16 protein-coding genes and 1 pseudogene are annotated in these 19,056 nt (G+C 72.2%); 8 read left to right on the top strand and 9 right to left on the bottom strand.

The window, feature by feature from the left end:
- The first annotated feature begins 119 nt into the window (after positions 1–119).
- On the top strand, positions 120–1,499 hold the full coding sequence (locus ACZ6JY_RS24375) for an aminotransferase class V-fold PLP-dependent enzyme (protein WP_469198716.1): 1,380 nt from the start codon (positions 120–122) through the stop codon (positions 1,497–1,499).
- A gap of 13 nt (positions 1,500–1,512) precedes the next feature.
- Here the strand turns inward: ACZ6JY_RS24375 and ACZ6JY_RS24380 are convergent, their stop codons facing one another.
- Positions 1,513–2,487, bottom strand: coding sequence for a carbohydrate kinase family protein (locus ACZ6JY_RS24380; RefSeq protein ID WP_469198718.1), 975 nt, complete (start codon positions 2,485–2,487; stop codon positions 1,513–1,515).
- A 162-nt stretch (positions 2,488–2,649) separates the two neighbouring features.
- On the opposite strand from ACZ6JY_RS24380, the gene ACZ6JY_RS24385 reads away from it, so the two are divergent.
- Positions 2,650–2,868: a hypothetical protein gene (locus tag ACZ6JY_RS24385; RefSeq protein WP_469198804.1), complete on the top strand. Its 219-nt coding sequence runs from the start codon at positions 2,650–2,652 to the stop codon at positions 2,866–2,868.
- Positions 2,869–3,064: 196 nt separating this feature from the next.
- Entirely contained in the window at positions 3,065–4,543 is a 1,479-nt protein-coding gene (locus ACZ6JY_RS24390) for a flagellar basal body-associated FliL family protein (RefSeq protein WP_469198720.1), read from the top strand.
- A 110-nt stretch (positions 4,544–4,653) separates the two neighbouring features.
- Here the strand turns inward: ACZ6JY_RS24390 and ACZ6JY_RS24395 are convergent.
- Positions 4,654–4,998 (bottom strand): annotated as a pseudogene (locus ACZ6JY_RS24395) (HesB/IscA family protein); the annotation flags it as partial.
- A 290-nt stretch (positions 4,999–5,288) separates the two neighbouring features.
- Here ACZ6JY_RS24395 and nadA point away from each other — a divergent pair.
- The gene (gene nadA / locus ACZ6JY_RS24400; protein ID WP_469198722.1) at positions 5,289–6,485 is read left to right on the top strand and encodes a quinolinate synthase NadA; all 1,197 of its coding nucleotides are present in this window, start codon (positions 5,289–5,291) and stop codon (positions 6,483–6,485) included.
- Positions 6,486–6,603: 118 nt separating this feature from the next.
- Here the strand turns inward: nadA and ACZ6JY_RS24405 are convergent, their stop codons facing one another.
- The 5 genes from ACZ6JY_RS24405 to ACZ6JY_RS24425 form a co-directional block, all read right to left on the bottom strand.
- Positions 6,604–9,750 carry an efflux RND transporter permease subunit gene (locus tag ACZ6JY_RS24405; protein ID WP_469198724.1) on the bottom strand — a complete coding sequence of 1,049 codons (3,147 nt, stop codon included), beginning with the start codon at positions 9,748–9,750 and terminating at the stop codon, positions 6,604–6,606.
- A gap of 201 nt (positions 9,751–9,951) precedes the next feature.
- Positions 9,952–10,632 carry a response regulator gene (locus ACZ6JY_RS24410; protein ID WP_469198726.1) on the bottom strand — a complete coding sequence of 227 codons (681 nt, stop codon included), beginning with the start codon at positions 10,630–10,632 and terminating at the stop codon, positions 9,952–9,954.
- Positions 10,629–11,858, bottom strand: a complete 1,230-nt coding sequence (locus ACZ6JY_RS24415) for a sensor histidine kinase (protein ID WP_469198728.1) — start codon at positions 11,856–11,858, stop codon at positions 10,629–10,631. The genes ACZ6JY_RS24410 and ACZ6JY_RS24415 overlap by 4 nt, the downstream gene beginning before the upstream one ends.
- Positions 11,859–11,923: 65 nt before the next feature.
- Positions 11,924–12,202, bottom strand: coding sequence for a PspA-associated protein PspAA (pspAA, locus tag ACZ6JY_RS24420; RefSeq protein WP_469198730.1), 279 nt, complete (start codon positions 12,200–12,202; stop codon positions 11,924–11,926).
- Positions 12,203–12,247: 45 nt separating this feature from the next.
- Positions 12,248–13,042, bottom strand: coding sequence for a PspA/IM30 family protein (locus tag ACZ6JY_RS24425; RefSeq protein ID WP_447036950.1), 795 nt, complete (start codon positions 13,040–13,042; stop codon positions 12,248–12,250).
- Positions 13,043–13,310: 268 nt separating this feature from the next.
- Here ACZ6JY_RS24425 and ACZ6JY_RS24430 point away from each other — a divergent pair, with 268 nt between their 5' ends.
- Together ACZ6JY_RS24430 and ACZ6JY_RS24435 are read left to right on the top strand one after the other, a co-directional pair.
- On the top strand, positions 13,311–13,937 hold the full coding sequence (locus ACZ6JY_RS24430; protein ID WP_469198733.1) for a DUF3043 domain-containing protein: 627 nt from the start codon (positions 13,311–13,313) through the stop codon (positions 13,935–13,937).
- A gap of 74 nt (positions 13,938–14,011) precedes the next feature.
- Complete coding sequence (locus tag ACZ6JY_RS24435; protein WP_469198735.1) at positions 14,012–14,719, top strand: class I SAM-dependent methyltransferase; 708 nt, start codon at positions 14,012–14,014, stop codon at positions 14,717–14,719.
- Positions 14,720–14,789: 70 nt separating this feature from the next.
- Here ACZ6JY_RS24435 and ACZ6JY_RS24440 read toward each other — a convergent pair whose 3' ends face one another.
- Positions 14,790–15,026 carry a hypothetical protein gene (locus ACZ6JY_RS24440; protein ID WP_469198737.1) on the bottom strand — a complete coding sequence of 79 codons (237 nt, stop codon included), beginning with the start codon at positions 15,024–15,026 and terminating at the stop codon, positions 14,790–14,792.
- A gap of 101 nt (positions 15,027–15,127) precedes the next feature.
- On the opposite strand from ACZ6JY_RS24440, the gene ACZ6JY_RS24445 reads away from it, so the two are divergent.
- Entirely contained in the window at positions 15,128–16,336 is a 1,209-nt protein-coding gene (locus ACZ6JY_RS24445; protein ID WP_469198739.1) for a bifunctional adenosylcobinamide kinase/adenosylcobinamide-phosphate guanylyltransferase, read from the top strand.
- A gap of 177 nt (positions 16,337–16,513) precedes the next feature.
- Here the strand turns inward: ACZ6JY_RS24445 and ACZ6JY_RS24450 are convergent, their stop codons facing one another.
- Positions 16,514–17,638: a class I SAM-dependent methyltransferase gene (locus ACZ6JY_RS24450; RefSeq protein WP_469198741.1), complete on the bottom strand. Its 1,125-nt coding sequence runs from the start codon at positions 17,636–17,638 to the stop codon at positions 16,514–16,516.
- 216 nt (positions 17,639–17,854) lie between these two features.
- Between ACZ6JY_RS24450 and cobT the strand changes: the two genes are divergently transcribed.
- On the top strand, positions 17,855–18,964 hold the full coding sequence (gene cobT / locus ACZ6JY_RS24455; RefSeq protein ID WP_469198743.1) for a nicotinate-nucleotide--dimethylbenzimidazole phosphoribosyltransferase: 1,110 nt from the start codon (positions 17,855–17,857) through the stop codon (positions 18,962–18,964).
- Positions 18,965–19,056 lie beyond the last annotated feature (92 nt).

Genomic DNA, 19,056 nt, shown 5'->3' on the forward strand with positions numbered 1-19,056 from the left:
CCTGCCGGTCGCGCCCACGCGGCGGAGCCGCCCATGTCACAGTCCCGCGCCCCTCACGGGGGCGCAACCCGAGCAGACCTGCGAGGCACCTCCGGGCGGAGACGCTCTAGCGTTGCCCCGTGTCCTACTTCGATGCCGCCTCCTCCGCTCCCCTTCACCCGGTCGCCCGGCAGGCTCTCCAGGCCTCGCTCGACGAGGGGTGGGCCGATCCCGCCCGGCTGTACCGCGAGGGGCGGCGGGCCCGGCTGCTGCTCGACGCCGCGCGCGAGGCGGCCGCCGACGCCGTGGGGTGCAGGACCGACGAGCTGGTCTTCACCTCCTCCGGCACCCGGGCCGTGCACTCCGGGATCGCGGGTGCGCTCGCCGGGCGCCGCCGCGCCGGGAGCCACCTGATCGTGTCGGCGGTCGAACACTCGTCGGTACTCCATTCGGCCGAGGTCCACGAGACCGGCGGCGGGACGGTCACCGAGGTGGGCGTGGACCGGGGCGGCTCCGTCTCCGCCCAGGGGTACGCCGAAGCGCTGCGCGAGGACACCGCGCTCGCGTGCCTCCAGTCCGCCAACCACGAGGTCGGCACCGAGCAGCCGGTGGCCGAGGTGGCCGAGGTCTGCCGCGCGGCCGGGGTGCCCCTTCTGGTGGACGCGGCGCAGTCGCTGGCCTGGGGCCAGGTGGACGGCGGCTGGTCGCTGCTCACGGGCAGCGCCCACAAGTGGGGCGGGCCCGCGGGGGTCGGGCTGCTCGCCGTGCGCAAGGGAGTGCGGTTCGCGGTCCAGGGGCCCGCCGACGAGCGGGAGTCCGGGCGCGCCGCCGGGTTCCAGAACATCCCCGCGATCGTCGCGGCCGCCGCCTCGCTGCGGGCGGTGCGGGCGGAGGCGGATGCGGAGCGGGTGCGCCTGCGGGAACTGACGGAGCGGATCAGGGAGCGGGTGCCCGCCCTGGTGCCGGACGTGGAGGTGGTGGGCGATGCGGAGCGGCGGCTGCCGCACGTCGTCACCTTCTCCTGTCTCTATGTCGATGGGGAGACGCTGCTGCACGAGCTGGACCGGGCGGGTTTCTCCGTGTCGTCCGGCTCGTCGTGCACCAGTTCGACGCTGACGCCGAGTCATGTGCTCAAGGCCATGGGCGTGCTGAGCGAGGGCAACGTACGTGTCTCACTGCCGCTGGGCACGGAGGCCGCGGAGGTGGAGCGCTTCCTCGGCGTACTGCCCGGTGCCGTGTCCGAGGTGCGCGAGAAGCTGGGGGCGCCGGCGGCCGCGGAGGTCCGCGGGGAGGCGGCTTCGCTCGTCGTGGACGCGCTCGGCAAGCGCTGCCCCCTGCCCGTCATCGAGCTCGCGAAGGTGATCGGGGACGTCCCGGTCGGCTCCACCGTGACCGTCCTCGCGGACGACGAGGCGGCGCGGCTCGACATCCCGGCGTGGTGCGAGATGCGCGGCCAGGAGTACGTGGGCGAGCGGCCGGCGGACCACGGCCGTGCCTATGTGGTCCGCCGGAGCTCGTGACCGGGTGTGCCCGTCAGGCGAGGCGGGTGCGGACCTCGGAGGCGGCCTCGTCGCCGTACGCCTTGGTGAAGCGGTCCATGAAGTCGCTGCGCCGCAGCTCGTACTCCTGGGTGCCGACGGTCTCGATCACCAGGGTGGCCAGCATGCAGCCCACCTGCGCGGCGCGCTCGTGGGAGACGCCCCAGGCGAGGCCGGAGAGGAAGCCCGCGCGGAACGCGTCGCCCACGCCGGTCGGCTCGACCTTCGCCTTCTCCTCCGGGACGCCGACCTCGATCGGGTCCTGGCCCACGGACTCGATGCGCACGCCGTTCGCGCCGAGGGTCGTCACGCGGTGGCCGACCCTGGAGAGGATCTCCGCGTCGCTCCAGCCGGTCTTGGACTCGATGAGCCCCTTCTCGTACTCGTTGGAGAAGAGGTACGTGGCGCCGTCGAGGAGGGTGCGGATCTCCTCGCCCTCCATGCGGGCGATCTGCTGCGAGAAGTCGGCGGCGAAGGGGATCTCGCGGGCGCGGCACTCCTCGGTGTGCCGGAGCATCGCCTCGGGGTCGTCGGCGCCGATCGAGACGAGGTCGAGGCCGCCGACGCGGTCGGCCACCGTCTTCAGCTCGATCAGCCGGGCCTCGCTCATCGCGCCCGTGTAGAAGGAGCCGATCTGGTTGTGGTCGGCGTCCGTGGTGCAGACGAAGCGGGCGGTGTGCAGGGTCTCGGAGATCCGGACCGACGCGGTGTCCACGCCGTGCCGGTCGAGCCAGGCGCGGTACTCGTCGAAGTCGGAGCCCGCGGCGCCGACCAGGATCGGCCGGGTGCCGAGCTGTCCCATGCCGAAGCTGATGTTGGCGGCGACGCCTCCCCTGCGGACGTCGAGGGCGTCGACCAGGAACGAGAGGGAGACCGTGTGCAGCTGATCGGCGACCAGCTGGTCGGCGAAGCGGCCGGGGAAGGTCATCAGGTGGTCGGTGGCGATGGAGCCGGTGACTGCGATACGCACGGCTGAATGCTCCTGTGGAGGAGAGACAAGGGGTTGACGGTTCACGCTATCGGGTTCACTCGCCGTCGCTGAAGTGGCAAAACTACCCGATAGTAGGTCTTTTTTCCTGAGTGACGGGATGCATACGGTTCCGTTATGCCCGTTGTCACGAAGGATTCCCTCATGAAGCGTCACACCTCGGCCCCCGTGGAGCGGCCGGAGCGCCCGGAGCGGGCGGAGAACATGGAGACGCTGCGCGGGGACTGCGCCCGCATGGCCCCCCACTGGGCGGTGCCCGCCGCGACCGCGAGCGCGCCCGTGCCGCCCTCCCTGATCCACGGCGTCGACGTCCCGTCCGCGTCCGCCCGGCTGATCGACGGAATGTCGGTGTACGGCGACTGAGACGCCGACGCGGCGGAGACCGGAATGTCGGTCGGCGGAGACTGGGAGAGACTGGTGCTGGGCCGGGTGCGCGACCCATGGAACCGTGCGCTCCCCCTCTGCGTCCCATCGCCGTCCCCCGCAAAGGGGAACAGGGATACGACGAAGCCCGCCCGTGGGTTTCCAGGGACAGCAGTGCAGTCGAAGGAGCGATGCGGTGAGCACCGAGCCATCCGTTCATGAGACGGCCGAACCGGGACGGCGGCGGTCCCGCCTCGCCGTCGCCTCGGTCGCGGCCACCGTGCTGCTGATCGGCGGCGGTGGCGCCTACTTCGCGGCGACCGCGTCCGACGGCGGCGGCCGCGGCGACGCGGCGCCCGCGGGCGACGACGGCAACCCCCCGCCGCTCGCCCTCGACGGCCACACCGACAGCGACCGCAAGAGCGACGGCGGGCCCGGCATCGCGCCGGGCGAGCCCGACCCGAACGGCGCCACGTACAAGGCGACCGGCAAGCTGCCCGAGGGCCCCGCGTCGGCCGCCGTCCACCACGCGCGCGGCGAGGTCACCCGCGCCGAGGTGGTCGCCCTGGCGAAGGTGCTCGGCGTGAGCGGTACGCCGACGCTGCGGGACGGCGCCTGGAAGGTGACGCAGGACAAGGACGGCTCAGGCCCCTCCTTGCAGGTGAACAAGCAGGCGCCGGGGACCTGGACGTACGCCAGGCACGGCGTGGGCGGCACCGACAACTGCCCGAAGGGCAAGCCCTGTTCGGCCGCCTCCACCGCGCCGAACGGCGAGCTGGGCGACGCGGTGAGCGAGCGCGCCGCCAAGGAAGCCGCCGCGCCGGTGCTGAAGGCGCTCGGCCAGGACGACGCGAAGCTGGACGCCCGCCAGCTCATGGGCGCCGTACGCGTGGTGAACGCCGACCCGAAGGTGGGCGGCCTGCCGACGTACGGCTGGTCGACCGGCATCCAGGTCGGCTCGGGCGGCGAAGTGGTGGGCGGCAGCGGCCGGTTGAAGGCGCCGGAGAAGGGCGCCGAGTACCCGGTGATCAGCGCCCGGGAGACGCTGGACCGGCTGAACTCCAAGGGCGGCAGCGGTGGCGGCCGGATCGGCATCGGCGGCTGCGCGACCCCGGTGCCGCACGCCGACGACAGCACGAAGACGGAGGGCGGCTCCACGAAGCAGGCGCCCTGCGAGCCCTCGCCGACGCCCCCGAAGCCGCAGCCGATCGAGGTCAGCGGCGCGACGTTCGGCCTCGCCACGCACTTCGTGGGCGGCAGGCAGACCCTCGTGCCGTCCTGGCTGTTCGAGGTGAAGCCGCAGGGCGCCGAGGACACCTTCACGGTGACGCACCCCGCGGTCGCCCCGAAGTACCTGACCTCGCCCGGCGCGGGCACCTCCGAGCCCAGCGGGAAGCCGGAGCGCGCGGACGGCGACGGGCCGGCGCACATCGAGTCCTACACCGCCGACGGCACGTCGCTGACCGTGCACTTCTGGGGCGGCGCGTGCAGCGAGTACTCCGCCTCCGCGACCGAGGACGGCGACCGCGTACGGGTCACGGTGGACGAGCGGCGGCAGGAGGGCAAGGTCTGCGTGATGATGGCCAAGGAGATCAAGGAGACGGTCACGCTCGACAAGCCGCTGGGCGACCGCGAGGTCGTGGACGCGGCGGGCGAGACGGTGCGGCGCAAGTAGCGGCGAGCAGCCGAGGACGAGACGAGCGCGCATGAAGGCGGGGGGCCCCCCAAAATCCGGGGGGCCCCGTCCTTTTGTTTTTTTTTCCTCTGGCATGGTTCGCCTAAAGGGTCCCCGCAAGCGCAAGAGACGATGGGGTTTGGGTTGTCGATCGTGAAGCCCTGCTTCTCGATGGTGTCCACGAAGTCGATGGAGGCGCCGCCCAGGTAAGGAGCGCTCATCCGGTCGGTGACGACCTTGACGCCGTCGAAGTCCTTGACGACGTCACCGTCGAGCGAGCGCTCGTCGAAGAACAGCTGGTAGCGCAGGCCCGAGCAGCCGCCGGGCTGCACGGCGACGCGCAGCGCCAGGTCGTCCCGGCCCTCCTGCTCAAGGAGGCCCTTCACCTTGCCCGCGGCGGCGTCCGACAGGAGGATGCCGTCGCTCACGGTGGTGGTCTCGTCCGATACGGACATCTGCTTCTCTCCCGGGTTGTACGGAGACTGCTTGCCGACGGTTGCAACCGACGGGGCCGCGGATTCATTCCGGGCCGAGCGCTTACGTCTTACCCCTTCATGCTCGCACACGGCGCCTCATCGGGCCCCGGCCCCGCTGGACCGGCGAATGCGTCACATCGACACTATGGCCGTCGTCAAACTGACGTGAAGCAGCTATGATAGATAACGTCAATTAGACGAAAAGCCCCCGGTGCGCGCACCGGCTCCACTGGAGCGGCTGCCGCCGCGCTTTTGATCTCGAAGAAAGGGTGCGTGTCGTGACCACCGCCCAGTCCCCCGTGGACCTCGATGTCCAGCCCACGCCGCTCGCGCTGCTGCTGCTCGGCCGCGAGGCCGACCCCAAGAGCGAGCGCGGCGTGGATTGTCCGGGTGACCTGCCGTCCCCCTCCGACCCCGGCCTGGTGGAGCGCGCCCGCGCCGCCAAGGAGAAGCTCGGGGAGAAGGTCTTCGTCCTCGGCCACCACTACCAGCGCGACGAGGTCATCCAGTTCGCCGACGTGACCGGCGACTCCTTCAAGCTGGCGCGGGACGCCGCCGCACGGCCCGATGCCGAGTACATCGTCTTCTGCGGTGTGCACTTCATGGCCGAGTCCGCGGACATCCTGACCACGGACGACCAGAAGGTCGTGCTCCCCGACCTGGCCGCCGGCTGCTCGATGGCCGACATGGCCACCGCCGAGCAGGTCGCCGAGTGCTGGGACGCGCTGACCGACGCCGGGATCGCCGAGCAGGTCGTGCCCGTCTCGTACATGAACTCCTCCGCGGACATCAAGGCGTTCACGGGCAAGCACGGCGGCACCATATGCACGTCGTCGAACGCCAAGCGCGCGCTGGAGTGGGCCTTCGAGCAGGGCGAGAAGGTGCTGTTCCTGCCCGACCAGCACCTGGGCCGGAACACCGCCGTGCGCGACATGGGCTTCTCGCTCGACGACTGCGTGGTCTACAACCCGCACAAGCCGAACGGCGGGCTCACCGTCGAGCAGCTCCGCGCGGCGAAGATGATCCTGTGGCGCGGGCACTGCTCGGTGCACGGCCGCTTCTCCGTGGAGAGCGTGGAGGACGTGCGCGCGCGCATCCCCGGCGTGAACGTCCTGGTGCACCCGGAGTGCAAGCACGAGGTCGTCGCGGCCGCGGACCACGTGGGCTCCACCGAGCACATCATCAAGACCCTGGAGGCGGCGCCGGCCGGCTCCAAGTGGGCCATCGGCACCGAGCTGAATCTCGTACGGCGCCTGGCGAACCGTTTCGCCGCGGAGGACAAGGAGATCGTCTTCCTCGACAAGACGGTCTGCTTCTGCTCGACCATGAACCGCATCGACCTGCCGCACCTGGTCTGGACGCTGGAGTCCCTCGCCGAGGGCACCCTCGTCAACCAGATCGAGGTCGACCGGGAGACGGAGCAGTTCGCGAAGCTGGCGCTGGAGCGGATGCTCGCGCTCGCGTAGCGGTTGGACTCGGCCGCGGGTCCGCTGTGGCTTGTCGCGCAGTTCCCCGCGCCCCTTCAGGGCGCGAAAGGGGCGCCCCTCACTTCGAGGGGCGCCCCCTTTCGTCGTGCCCGGCGGATCAGACCTGGGCCGGCTCCGGGTCGGAGGAGTCCGCGTCCCGGGGCTCGACGCCCGCCTTCCGCTCCCGCTTCGCCGCGCGCTTGTCGCGCCTGCGCTCCTTGCGGAGTTCCACCATCGCGTACAGCGTCGGCACGAGGAGGAGCGTCAGGAGCGTCGACGTGATCAGGCCGCCGATCACCACGACCGCCAGCGGCTGGGCGATGAAGCCGCCCTCGCCGGTGATGCCGAGGGCCATCGGGAGCAGGGCGAAGATCGTCGCGAGGGCCGTCATGAGGATCGGGCGGAGCCGGTGACGGCCGCCCTCGACGACCGCCTCGACGATGCCGTGGCCCCGCGCCCGGTACTGGTTGATCAGGTCGATCAGCACGATCGCGTTGGTGACCACGATGCCGATGAGCATCAGCATGCCGATCATCGCGGGCACGCCCATCGGGGTGCCGGTGGCGATCAGCAGGCCGATCGCGCCCGTGGCCGCGAACGGGATGGAGACCAGCAGGATCAGCGGCTGGACCAGCGAGCGGAACGTCGCGACCAGCAGCATGAAGACGATCGCGATCGCCGCCAGCATCGCCAGACCGAGCTTGGCGAACGCCTCGTCCTGGTCCTCGGAGACGCCGCCGATCGTGGCCGTGGCCCCGTCCGGGAGCTTCAGCGCGTCGAGCTTCTTGGTGAGGTCCGCGCTGACCGCGCCGGTGTTGTCGCCGGTCGGCTTCGCCGTGATCGTGGCGGCCCGCGCGCCGTCGATGCGGGTCATCGAGACGGGACCGTCGACCAGCTCGACCGCGGCGATGTCCCCGAGCTTCACGCCCGGGCCCAGCGGCAGCTTCCTCAGCTCGGCGAGGGTCTTCGCGGGCTTCGCCGACTTGATGACGACGTCGCGCTCGGTGTCGTCGAGGGTCGCCTTGCCGCTGGTGGTGCCGCGCACCGCCTGGGCGACGGCCTGGCCGAGGGTCGTCTCGTCGAAGCCGGCCGCGGCGGCCCCTGCGTTGCCCTTGACCGAGATCCGCGGGACGCTCTGCGACAGGTCGCTCTGCACGTCGGTGACGCCGTCGAGGCTCGCGACCTCGTCGCGCACCTGGTCGGACGCCTTGCGCAGCACATCGCCGTCGGCGGCCTTCACCACGACGCTCAGATCCTGGCTGCCGAAGCCGTCACCGGCCGAGATGGACGTGCGGCCGATGCCGGAGAGCTTGCCGAGCTCCTCCTCGACCAGGTCCTGCGTCGTGTCGTACGACGCCTTGTCCTTGAGCGTCAGGGTGTACGAGGCCTGGTTGGTGTCGGTGCTGCCGCCGAAGGCGGCCATGAAGCCGGAGGAGCCGACCGTGACCTGGTAGTCCTTGATCTCGTCGATGCCCGAGAGCATCTTCTCGACCTTCTTCGCCGCCGCGTCGGACGCCGAGAGGCTGGTGCCGGGCTTCAGCTCCTGCTTGATGGTCAGGACTTCCTGCTCGCCCTGGTCGAAGAAGTTCGTCTTCAGCAGGGGGGCCATGGCGAACGTGCCGATCAGGACGACGACCGCGATGACCAGGCTGGTGAACCGGCGCCGGGTCGCGAAGCGCAGGACCGGCACGTACATCCGCTGGAGCCGGCTGCGGTTCTCCTTCTCCTCGGCCTTGCGGCGTGCCTCCTCCGGGTCGACCCCGCGGATCGCCTTGGGGGCGCGCAGGAACCAGTACGAGAGGACCGGCACGACCGTCAGCGAGACGAGCAGGGAGGCGAGGAGCGCCGCCGTGACCGTGAGCGAGAAGGAGCCGAACAGCTCGCCGACCATGCCGCCGACCAGGCCGATGGGCAGGAACACCGCGACCGTGGTGAGCGTCGATGACGTGACGGCGCCCGCGACCTCGCGCACGGCCTTGAGGATCGCCTCCTGGCGCTCCTCGCCATAGCCGAGGTGGCGCTTGATGTTCTCCAGGACCACGATCGAGTCGTCCACGACACGGCCGATGGCGATGGTCAGCGCGCCGAGCGTGAGCATGTTCAGGGAGAGGTCGCGGGTCCACAGGACGATCAGGGCGAGGACCACCGAGAGCGGGATGGAGACCGCGGTGACCAGCGTCGAGCGGATCGACGCCAGGAAGACCAGGATGACGATGACGGCGAAGACCAGGCCGAGGGCGCCCTCGGTGGTCAGGCCCTCGATGGACTTCGAGACGGCCGGGCCCTGGTCGCTCGCGACGGTCAGCTCGGCACCGGAGCCGAGGTCCTCACGCAGCTCGGGCAGCTTGTCCTTGACCCCGTCCGAGATGGCGACGGCGCTGCCGTCCTGGTCCATGGTGACCGCGACGGCGAGGCTGGGCTCGCCGTTGGTGCGCGTGATGGACGTCGCGGTGGCCGGCTTCTGCTCGACCGTGGCGATATCGCCGAGGCGCACCGGCTTGCCCGCCCGCTCGCCGGGCGCGGCCTCGGGCGTGACGCGCAGCTCCCGGATCTGCTTCAGGGAGGTGAAGCCGCCGCCGACCTGGACGGTGCGGTTCTTGCCCGCCTCGTCGAAGGAGCCCGCGGGCAGTGTGGCGCCGCCCGCCTGGAGGGCCTTGCCGAGCGCGGCCGGGCTGAGGCCCGCCTTCGCCAGCTTCTTGTCGTCGGGGGTGACGTCGACCTGGAGGTCGCGCACGCCGTCGACGGTGACCTGGCCGACGCCGTCGATGTCCTTCAGAGCCGGTACGACGGTCCGGTCGAGCTGGTCGGCGAGGGCCTGCTGGTCCTTGTCGGAGGTGACGGAGAGGACGACGGTCGGGATGTCGTCGGTGGAGCCCGCGACGACCTGCGGGTCGACGTCGTCGGGGAGCTGGGCCCTGGTCCGGTTCACGGCCTGCTGGACATCGGCGACGAGCTGCTTGGAGCCGCTGCCGTAGTCGAACTGGGCCATGATCACGGCGTTGCCCTCGCTCGCCGTGGAGGTGATGCCGGTGATGCCGTCGACCGCGTCGATGCTGTTCTCGAGCGGTTCGACGACCTGCTTCTCGACCACATCGGGGGACGCGCCCTGGTAGGGGGCCAGCACGGACACCATCGGCAGTTCGATGGACGGCAGCAGTTGCTGCTTGAGCTGCGGTATCGCTATCGCGCCGAAGACGATGGCGATGATGGACATCAGTCCGATCAGGGCCCGTTGGGCCAGGCTGAACCTGGACAGCCAGGACATGGTGGTCTCTCTCTGTGGCATGAGCGGCGGGGGCGGGCGGGCACCGGGGACCTGGCACCGGCGCCCGGCCGGAGATGGATGCCTCCGGCAAGCGTTTATGCGCCCCTCACACCATCAGTCATGGGCGTGAGGCGATGCCTCACCCCCAGGACCGTTCTTTGCGGCGCGTGTACTGCGGGTGCAGTACACGCACCCCGGCAGTCACTCCACCCTTGGACGTACCAGGCCGGATTCGTACGCGATGACGACGAGTTGAGCCCGGTCGCGGGCGCCCAGTTTGGCCATCGCCCGGTTCACATGGGTCTTCACCGTGAGCGGGCTGACCTCCAGGCGCTCGGCGATCTCGTCGTTCGAGTGGCCGCCCGCGACCTGTACGAGGACCTCGCGCTCGCGGCTGGTGAGCGCGTCGAGCCGCCCGCCGCGCGCCGGATCGTCGCCGTCCGGGCCCTCGCCCTGCGCGAGGAACTTGGCGATGAGCCCCTTGGTGGCGACCGGCGAGAGCAGCGCCTCGCCCGCCGCCGCGATGCGGATGGCACCGAGGAGTTCGTCGGGCTCCGCGCCCTTGCCGAGGAACCCGGAGGCACCGGCGCGCAGCGACTGCACCACGTACTCGTCGACCTCGAAGGTCGTCAGCATCACCACGCGTACGTGGGTCAGGGCGGGGTCGGCGCTGATCTCCCGGGTGGCGGCGAGACCGTCGGTGCCGGGCATGCGGATGTCCATGAGGACCACGTCGGCCCGCTCCGACCTGGCGAGCCGCACCGCCTCCGCGCCGTCGGACGCCTCGCCGACCACCTCCATGTCGGGCTCGGAGTCGACGAGCACCCTGAACGCGCTGCGCAGCAGCGCCTGGTCGTCGGCGAGCAGTACGCGGATCGTCACGCGGTCCCTCCCTTTGCCGTGATGACCGGCAGGATCGCATGGACGCGGTAGCCGCCGCCGTACCGGGTGCCTGCGGTGCAGCTTCCGCCGAGTGCCGTGACGCGCTCGCGCATGCCGAGCAGACCGTGGCCGCCGCCGTCGGTGTTCGGCTCCGCGCCGCCTGTGCCCCGGCCGCCGTCGTCGATGACGGTGACCTCCACGTTCGGGCCCACGCGGACGACGCTGACCTCGGCCTTGGCGCCGGGCCCCGCGTGTTTGCGCACGTTGGTCAGCGCCTCCTGGATGATGCGGAACGCGGCGAGGTCGACGGCCGCGGGCAGGTCGAGGCCGACCTGGCCGAGCGCGACCTCCACGGGGAGACCCGCGTGGCGGAAGGTGTCCACGAGTTCGTCGAGTCTGCTGAGGCCGGGGGCAGGTTCGGTGGGCGCCTCGGGGTCACCGGTCTGCCGCAACAGGCCCACGGTGGCCCTGAGTTCGTTCAGCGCCGAGCGGCTGGCGTCGCGTACGTGCGAGAGGGCTTCCTTCGCCTGGTCGGGGCGCTTGTCCATGACGTGCGCGGCGACGCCCGCCTGGACGTTGACCAGGGCTATGTGGTGGGCGACGACGTCGTGCAGGTCCCGGGCGATGCGCAGCCGCTCCTCGGCGACGCGGCGCCTTGCCTCCTCCTCCCGCGTGCGTTCCGCCCGCTCGGCCCGCTCCTGTATGGCGTCGACGAAGGCCCGGCGGCTGCGCACCGCGTCGCCCGCGGCGGAGGCCATGCCGGTCCAGGCGAAGATGCCGAGGTTCTCCTGCGCGTACCAGGGCAGGGGGCCCGAGAGCATGGCGACGCCGGTGAGGCCCGCCATCGTGACCAGGCCGATCCGCCAGGTGGTGGAGCGGTCGGTGGTGGCGGCCACGGTGAACAGCGCGATGACCGCGCACATCACGACCGGGGCCCGGGGCTCGCCGGTGAGCAGCTCCGTGATGGAGGCGGCGCAGGTCGCGGCGAGCACGGCCCAGGGGGCGCGGCGCCGGAAGCACAGGGCGAGGGCGCCGAGCGCCATCAGCAGGAGGCTCAGGGGCGCGGGGGTGCGGGTGCCCCAGGTCCAGTGGGGGCCGCCGTGTTCGCCGTAGGGCTCGACGAAGCTGCCGACGATCATGCAGATCAGGACGACGGAGGCCAGCGTCGCGTCCACCGCGAGCGGGTGGGCCCTTGCCCAGCAGCGGCCTTTTCCTAGGGTGGTCACTTCCCGCTCTTCTGTTCGTTCTCGCCTGCGGGGCCTTCGGTCCCAGCCCGGGACCAGCCCCGGGATCAGCCCGGGATCAGCCCGTCGTCCGAGAGCATCTCCCGCACCTCGTCCAGCGTGGCGTCCGGCGCCGGGAGGATCAGTTCCGAGGGTTCGAGCGCGTCGTCAGGGAGGGGCGTGCCGAGCTCCCGGACCTTGTCCAGAAGCGCGTGCAGCGTCGTGCGGAAGCCGGGGCCGTCGCCGCTCTCGATCTCTTCGAGCAGCTCGTCGTCCAGCTTGTTCAGTTCGGCGAAGTGGCTGTCGGCCAGCTTCACCTGCCCCTCCCCCATGATCCGTACGATCATGTCGTCCTCCTCGGACGTGAGCGATGCCTGACGTATCTGCCGGGGCTACTGCTTGTCGAAGCGGTGCGGGGTGTCCTGCGGCTGCTGCTGGGCACCCGCCTGGCCGGCGCCGCCCTCGATCGCCTGCTGGGAGGTGCCTCCGGCCAGCTCCGCCTTCATGCGCTGCAGTTCCAGCTCTACATCAGTACCACCGGAGAGACGATCCAGCTCGGACTGGATGTCGTCCTTGGCGAGCCCGGAGGAGTCGTCGAGGGCACCGGAGGCGAGCAGTTCGTCGATCGCGCCGGCCCGCGCCTGGAGCTGCGCGGTCTTGTCCTCGGCACGCTGGATCGCCATGCCGACGTCGCCCATCTCCTCGGAGATGCCGGAGAAGGCCTCGCCGATCCGGGTCTGCGCCTGCGCGGCGGTGTACGTGGCCTTGATCGTCTCCTTCTTCGTGCGGAAGGCGTCGACCTTGGCCTGCAGGCGCTGGGCCGCGAGGGTGAGCTTCTCCTCCTCGCCCTGGAGCGTCTGGTGCTGCGTCTCCAGGTCGGTGACCTGCTGCTGGAGCGCGGCCCGGCGCGAGAGCGCCTCGCGGGCCAGGTCCTCGCGGCCGAGGGCGAGGGCTTTGCGGCCCTGGTCCTCAAGGGTGGAGGACTGCTTGTTGAGCTGGGCCAGCTGCAGTTCGAGGCGCTTGCGGGACGTCGCCACGTCGGCGACTCCGCGGCGCACCTTCTGCAGCAGCTCCAACTGCTTCTGATAGGAGTAATCGAGGGTTTCGCGCGGGTCCTCGGCCCGGTCAAGGGCCTTGTTCGCCTTCGCGCGGAAGATCATCCCCATACGCTTCATGACACCGCTCATGGGCTTCGCGCGCCCCCTTCTGACGGACTTACCAGCTCCAGGTACTGCTCAGAACCCACAGTACGGGCCCTGCATCCATTACCGCACTGTTCGCGTGCGGATGCGCTCATCCCCAAGGACGACTGCGTGCGGCGCCGCTCCGGCGTAAGGAGTAGGTGCACCCCTGTGAGCCGGCTCCGAAGCGGTTGGTACCGCCTGCTACGTCCCGTTAGCCACGTAAATCAAGACGCCCGGCGTTGCCGGATCGTTCCCCGTCCGGCTGGGGTCCATGCCGTCGCACCCCGTACCCTTGGATTTTGTGTTCCGTAGCCGATCCAAGGAAGAGAAGGCCCCGGCCGCCCAGGCGCCGGTGACCGACTCCAAGTTGCCCCGTGACCCGCAGGCCCCCAAGGGCCGCCCCACCCCCAAGCGCGCCCTGGCCCAGTCACAGCGCCGCAGCGTGACCAATACGCCGACGACGCGCAAGGAGGCGGCGAAGCGGCAGCGCGACGAGCGCCGCGCCCAGATGGCGAAGCAGCGCGAGGCGCTGGCCAGCGGCGACGAGCGGTTCCTGCCCGCCCGTGACAAGGGTCCCGTGCGCAAGTTCGCGCGTGACTTCGTCGACTCGCGCTTCTGCGTCGCCGAGTTCTTCCTGCCGCTCGCGGTGATCATCCTCGTCCTGAGCATGGTCCGCGTGCCCCAGTTGCAGAACATCGCGCTGCTGCTCTGGCTCGTCGTCATCGTGCTGATCGTGCTCGACTCGGTCGCCACCGTGTTCCGCCTGAAGAAGCGCCTGAACGAGCGCTTCCCGAACGAGAACAAGAAGGGCGCGGTCGCCTACGCCCTGATGCGCACCCTGCAGATGCGGCGTCTGCGGCTGCCGAAGCCGCAGGTCAAGCGCGGAGAGCGGCCCTGAGCGGATTCACCGGCAAAGCCGCCGCCTGGCTCCAGAGGCTGGGCGGGCCGCGCAATGCCGTACGCCAGGAGCTGGTGGCCCGGCAGCTCGACGAGCAGATAGCCGCGCGCTTCCCCGTGGGGCAGCGGCTGCGGGTGCTCGACGTCGGCATGGGCCAGGGGACGCAGTCCCTGCGGCTCGCCCGTGCCGGGCACAAGGTCACGGGCGTCGAGCAGGACGCCGAGATGATCGCCGCCGCGCGCGCGGCGCTCGCCGAGGAGCCCGAGGGCATCCAGGGGCGGGTGCGGATCGTCGAGGGGGACGGGCACCAGACCGGTGTGCATTTCCTGCCGGGCAGCTTCGACGTGGTGCTCTGCCACGGCGTCCTGATGTACGTCGAGGAGCCCGACGCGCTGCTCGCCGGGCTCGCCAGGATGCTGGCCCCCGGCGGGCTGCTCTCCCTGCTCGTGCGGAACGCGGAGGCGCTGGCCATGCGGCCGGGGCTCAGCGGGGACTGGCAGGGCGCCATCGACGCCTTCGACTCCGACACGTACCGCAACCGCATCGGCGTCGACGCGCGGGCCGACCGGCTCGACGCGCTCTCCGCGACGCTCGCGGGGATCGCCGCGCCCCTCCAGGCCTGGTACGGCGTGCGGGTCTTCACGGACACCCTGCGGGACGGCGAGGAGCTGCCCGCGGGGTGGGACTACGAAGCGCTGCTCACCGCCGAGGAGCGCGCGGGGCGCACCGACCCCTACCGCAGGGTCGCCGCGCTGCTGCATCTGTGCGGGGTACGGGACTGACGTCCCCGCGGAACAGCGCGAGGGGCGGCGGCCGTGGTCACGGCCGCCGCCCCTCGTGTGTTCCCGCCGTCTACGCCTGCGCTTCCTCGGAGGCTTCCGCCGCGTCCGCGTGCAGGCTCATCGGGCCGTAGATCTTGTTGGCGTCCTCGAAGAGGGTCACCTGGTCGGCGCCGCCCTCGGAGAGCGCCTTCCAGCACTCACCGATCCAGGACTCGGCGTCGCCCTGCGTGGTGAACTCCTCGGGCTGAACCGCGGGCTGGACCTCCGTCCCGTCCGCCTTCTCGAACCGCCACGTCCATGCCGCCATGTCAGCCTCCCGAAGGTTCCTCGGCGGCCTGAGGACCGCCCGAATCCGCCTGAAGCCTAGCCGGGCGCGCGGCGCCGGACCCGACGCGGGAGGATCTTCGTGTGGAACTGACTCTGCTCGGCACCGGCGCCCCCGATGGACTGCCCTCCCCCGGCTGCCCCTGTGCGGTCTGCGCGACCGCGCTCGGCGGCGCGGCGCGGGCCGCCACCGCGCTGCTCGTGGACGGCGTACTGCTGCTCGACCTGACCCCCGGCGCGGCCTTCGCCGCCGCCCGCGCGGGGCGCTCGCTCGGCGGGGTCCGCCAGGTCCTGCTCTCCCATCCGCACGACGGGCCCGCCGTCGACGTCCCGGTGGGCCTCCCCCAGCCGGGGCGGGTCGCCGACGGCCGGGAGCTGGCGCTGCTCACCGGCCACCGGGTGCGCGCGGTGGCGATGGACGCGCCCGGCTCGGGCTACGAGGTGACGGGTCCCGACGGGCAGCGGCTGCTGTATCTGCCGCCGGGCGGCGCGCCCGCCGGGATCGGCGAGGGGAACGGCGGGCGCGCCCCGTACGACCTGATCGTCGCCGATGTCGTCGGGCGGCCCGACGGGATCGCCCGGCTGCGCGCGGCGGGGGCCTTCGGTCCTGCCACCGATGTGCTCGCCGTGCACATCGGCCACGAGGTGCCGCGGGGCGGGGAGCTGGCGCGCCGTCTCGCGGCGGCGGGCGCGCGGGCCGTGCCGGACGGGACGACGCTCGCCGTCGGCGCCTACGAGGAGCTGCCGGACGTGCCGCGCCGCACCCTCGTGCTCGGCGGTGCCCGCTCGGGCAAGTCGGTGGAGGCCGAGCGGCGCCTGGAGAGCTTCCCCGACGTGCTGTACGTGGCGACGGGCGGGACCAGGAAGGGCGACGCCGAGTGGGACGAGCGGGTGACCCTGCACCGCGAGCGGCGCCCCTCGTCCTGGCGGACGGAGGAGACCTGCGATCTTGAGCCGCTGCTCGCGCGGGAGGGGCCGCCGCTGCTCATCGACTGCCTGTCGCTCTGGCTGACCCACGCCATGGACGAGGTCGGCGCGTGGGACGACGCCGAGTGGTCCTGCGGTGGCGAGCGCGAGCTGCGGCGGCGGGTCGCCGCCCTGGCGCGGGCGGTGCGCGAGACGCGGCGCACGGTGGTCGCCGTGTCGAACGAGGTCGGCTCCGGCATCGTCCCCGCGACCGCGTCGGGCCGCCGCTACCGCGATGAACTGGGCCGTCTGAACGCGGCGTTCGCCGCCGAGTGCGAGCACGTGCTGCTCGTCGTCGCCGGGATGGCGATGCCGCTGCGCGGCTGATCCGGCCGGGTCTCAGAGCCTGTGTCATCACCCCGGTCGGATCAGCGCGCGGCGTCTGGTGCGTGCGATCGCAAGGCGCCGGAGCGTCCTCGTAGCGGAGCTACTAGGGCGTTTCGGCAACGCCGCGAGCGTGCGTGCCAGGCGTCACGCGCCCGGCCGGGGTGATGACACAGGCTCTCAGTCGCGGCGGGCGATGACCCGGTAGGCGTTGCCGAAGCCGGTGCGGGTGAGCAGGGGCGGCAGGAGCCGGTCGAGGGCGCGGGCGAGGGCCAGCGGCGGTACGCACGCCCACCATCCGGCCCGCCTCAGCAGGCGCCGGAGCAGGGGCGCGGGCTTGGCGCGCCAGGGGACGTCGCCCTGGGGCAGGCGGCGGTTCAGGACGAGCGCGAGGGCCCCGGCCAGGTCGGTCGGGACGTGGGCCGCGCGGCGGTCGACGGCGACGACGGTGAAGCCGAGCCGCTGGAGTTCGGCGCGGAGGTTGGCGAGCGGCATGAGGTGCGGATGCCGGGGCTGGGCGTACGGGGGCCACCAGGCGCCCAGGAGCCCGGCGTAGCGGCACTCGGGGTCGGTGGTCTCGATCATCAGGTGGCCGCCGGGGCGCAGGGCGAGCCGCGCGGCCCTGAGCTCCTCGCGCGGGTCGGGGCTGGTCTCCAGGTGGTGGAACATGCTCAGCGCGTCGTAGCGGCCGGCCAGGCGGTGCACGAGCCCGGTGAGGTGGCCCCGGTGGCCCTCCTCGACGCGGCCCAGGCGTACGGCCTCCTCGACGCCATGCCCCGGGTCGAGCCCGTCGAAGGACGTGTACGGCAGGATCCGCCGGGCGAGGTCCGGGAAGCGGGCGGTGCCCGTGCCGACGTCCAGCCAGCACTCGGGCTCGTCGAAGGCGCGCAGGGCGGCGGCCCTTGCGAGGTGGCGCCGGTCGCTCGGACCCGCCCCGAGCAGCCGGTCGGCGAGTGGGCCGCCGAGGCCCTCGCGGGGGCCGTGCAGGTGGACATCCTGGCGGTAGAAGGCCCGGCCCTCGGCGGTCAGGCGGGGGTTCTGGAACAGGTGTGAGCAGGCGGCGCACCGGTCGAGCGTGAAGGTGCCCGGCTTGCGCTGGAGCAGGTCGGTGGAGCGCAGCAGGACCCGCAGCCGCGGGGAGCCGCACCAGGGGCAGTCGGGGCGGCGCGGCTCCTGGAGGTGCCCGGGGCCCTGGGCGAGCGCGGCGAGGCAGGCGGAGCGCCGGTCGGCGACGGCCGGGACGGCGGCCATGGCCGTGGCACCTGACGTGACCGTGGCACCTGACGTGGTCGTCGCTCTCGGCATGGTCGTGGCTCCCGGGACAGCGGCATCGGACTTACGACAATCCGGTACATACATGAACGTAAGGGATCGGCGGCGGCCGGGCAATGACGTCACGCGCCCGTGGTGTCACATGTCGTGACCGGGCGTCAGGCGGAGCTGACGGGCCATCATCCGCGAGGCGCCGGGACCCGGGGCCGTTCGGGCACCGCCACCGCCGCTGCCGGTACTGTTCGGCGAATGAGCTCGCTGAATCTCGACGACTTCACCGACCTGATCGAGCGCCCCGACGGCGGGGTGCGCCGCGACGCCGAGGAGCGCAGGGAGCGGCAGACCGTGCCGCCCGGCGCTCTCGGCCGCCTCGACGAACTGGGCGAGTGGCTGGCGGCGGCCCAGTCCGCGGTGCCGGTCAGGACCGTCGAGCGGCCCCGCATGGTCCTCTTCGCCGGTGACCACGGGGTCGCGGAGCTGGGCGTGTCCGCCCGTCCCGCGGGGAGCGCCGCCGCCCTGGTGCGCGCGGTGCTCGCGGGCGAGAGCCCGGCAGCCGTGCTCGCGCGCCGCCAGGAGGTGCCGGTCCGCGTCGTCGACATGGCGCTGGACTGCGATCCCGCCGAGCTGCCCGCGGAGGTCGCGGGGTACCGGGTGCGGCGCGGCTGCGGACGTATCGACATCGAGGACGCGCTGACCGCCGAGGAGGCCGAGCAGGCCCTCCGCGCGGGCATGGCCGTGGCCGACGAGGAGGCCGACTCCGGCACCGACCTGATCGTCCTCGGCGACATCAGCGTGGGCGGCACGACGCCCGCGGCCACGCTGATCGCCGCGCTCTGCGGCACCGACGCGTCCGTGGTGACCGGGCGGGGCGGCGAGGCCATCGACGACCTGGCGTGGATGCGCAAGTGCGCGGCGGTGCGCGACGCCCTGCGGCGGGCCCGGCCCGTCCTCGGCGACCAGCTCGAACTGCTCGCCGCGGTGGGCGGCGCCGACCTGGCCGCGATGACCGGGTTCCTGCTCCAGTGCGCGGTGCGGCGTACGCCGGTGATCCTCGACGGCGTCGTGGCCTCCGCGGCGGCGCTGGTCGCCCAGCGGGTCGCCTTCCGGTCGCCGGACTGGTGGCTCGCGGGGCACGACAGCGGGGAGCCCGCCCAGGCCAAGGCGCTGGACCGCATGGCCCTCGAACCGCTCCTGGCCCACGGGGTGAAGGTCGGCGAGGGCGCCGGCGCCCTGCTCGCGCTGCCCCTGGTGCGGGCCGCGGCGGCCCTGTCGGCGGAGCTTCCCGAGCGCAAGCCGGTCGTGGCGGCCGAGCCGGAGCCGGCGGCGGAGGACGAGCCGTCGGCCCAGCCCGCCGAGTAGGCTCGCCGAAAGCGGCGCAAACAGGAGCAGGAACGTCGAGAAGGGCGTGAACCGGCACAAGACACCCTGCCATGGACCCATATGATCCCTTT

The organism is Streptomyces sp. NPDC046335, assembly GCF_055587985.1.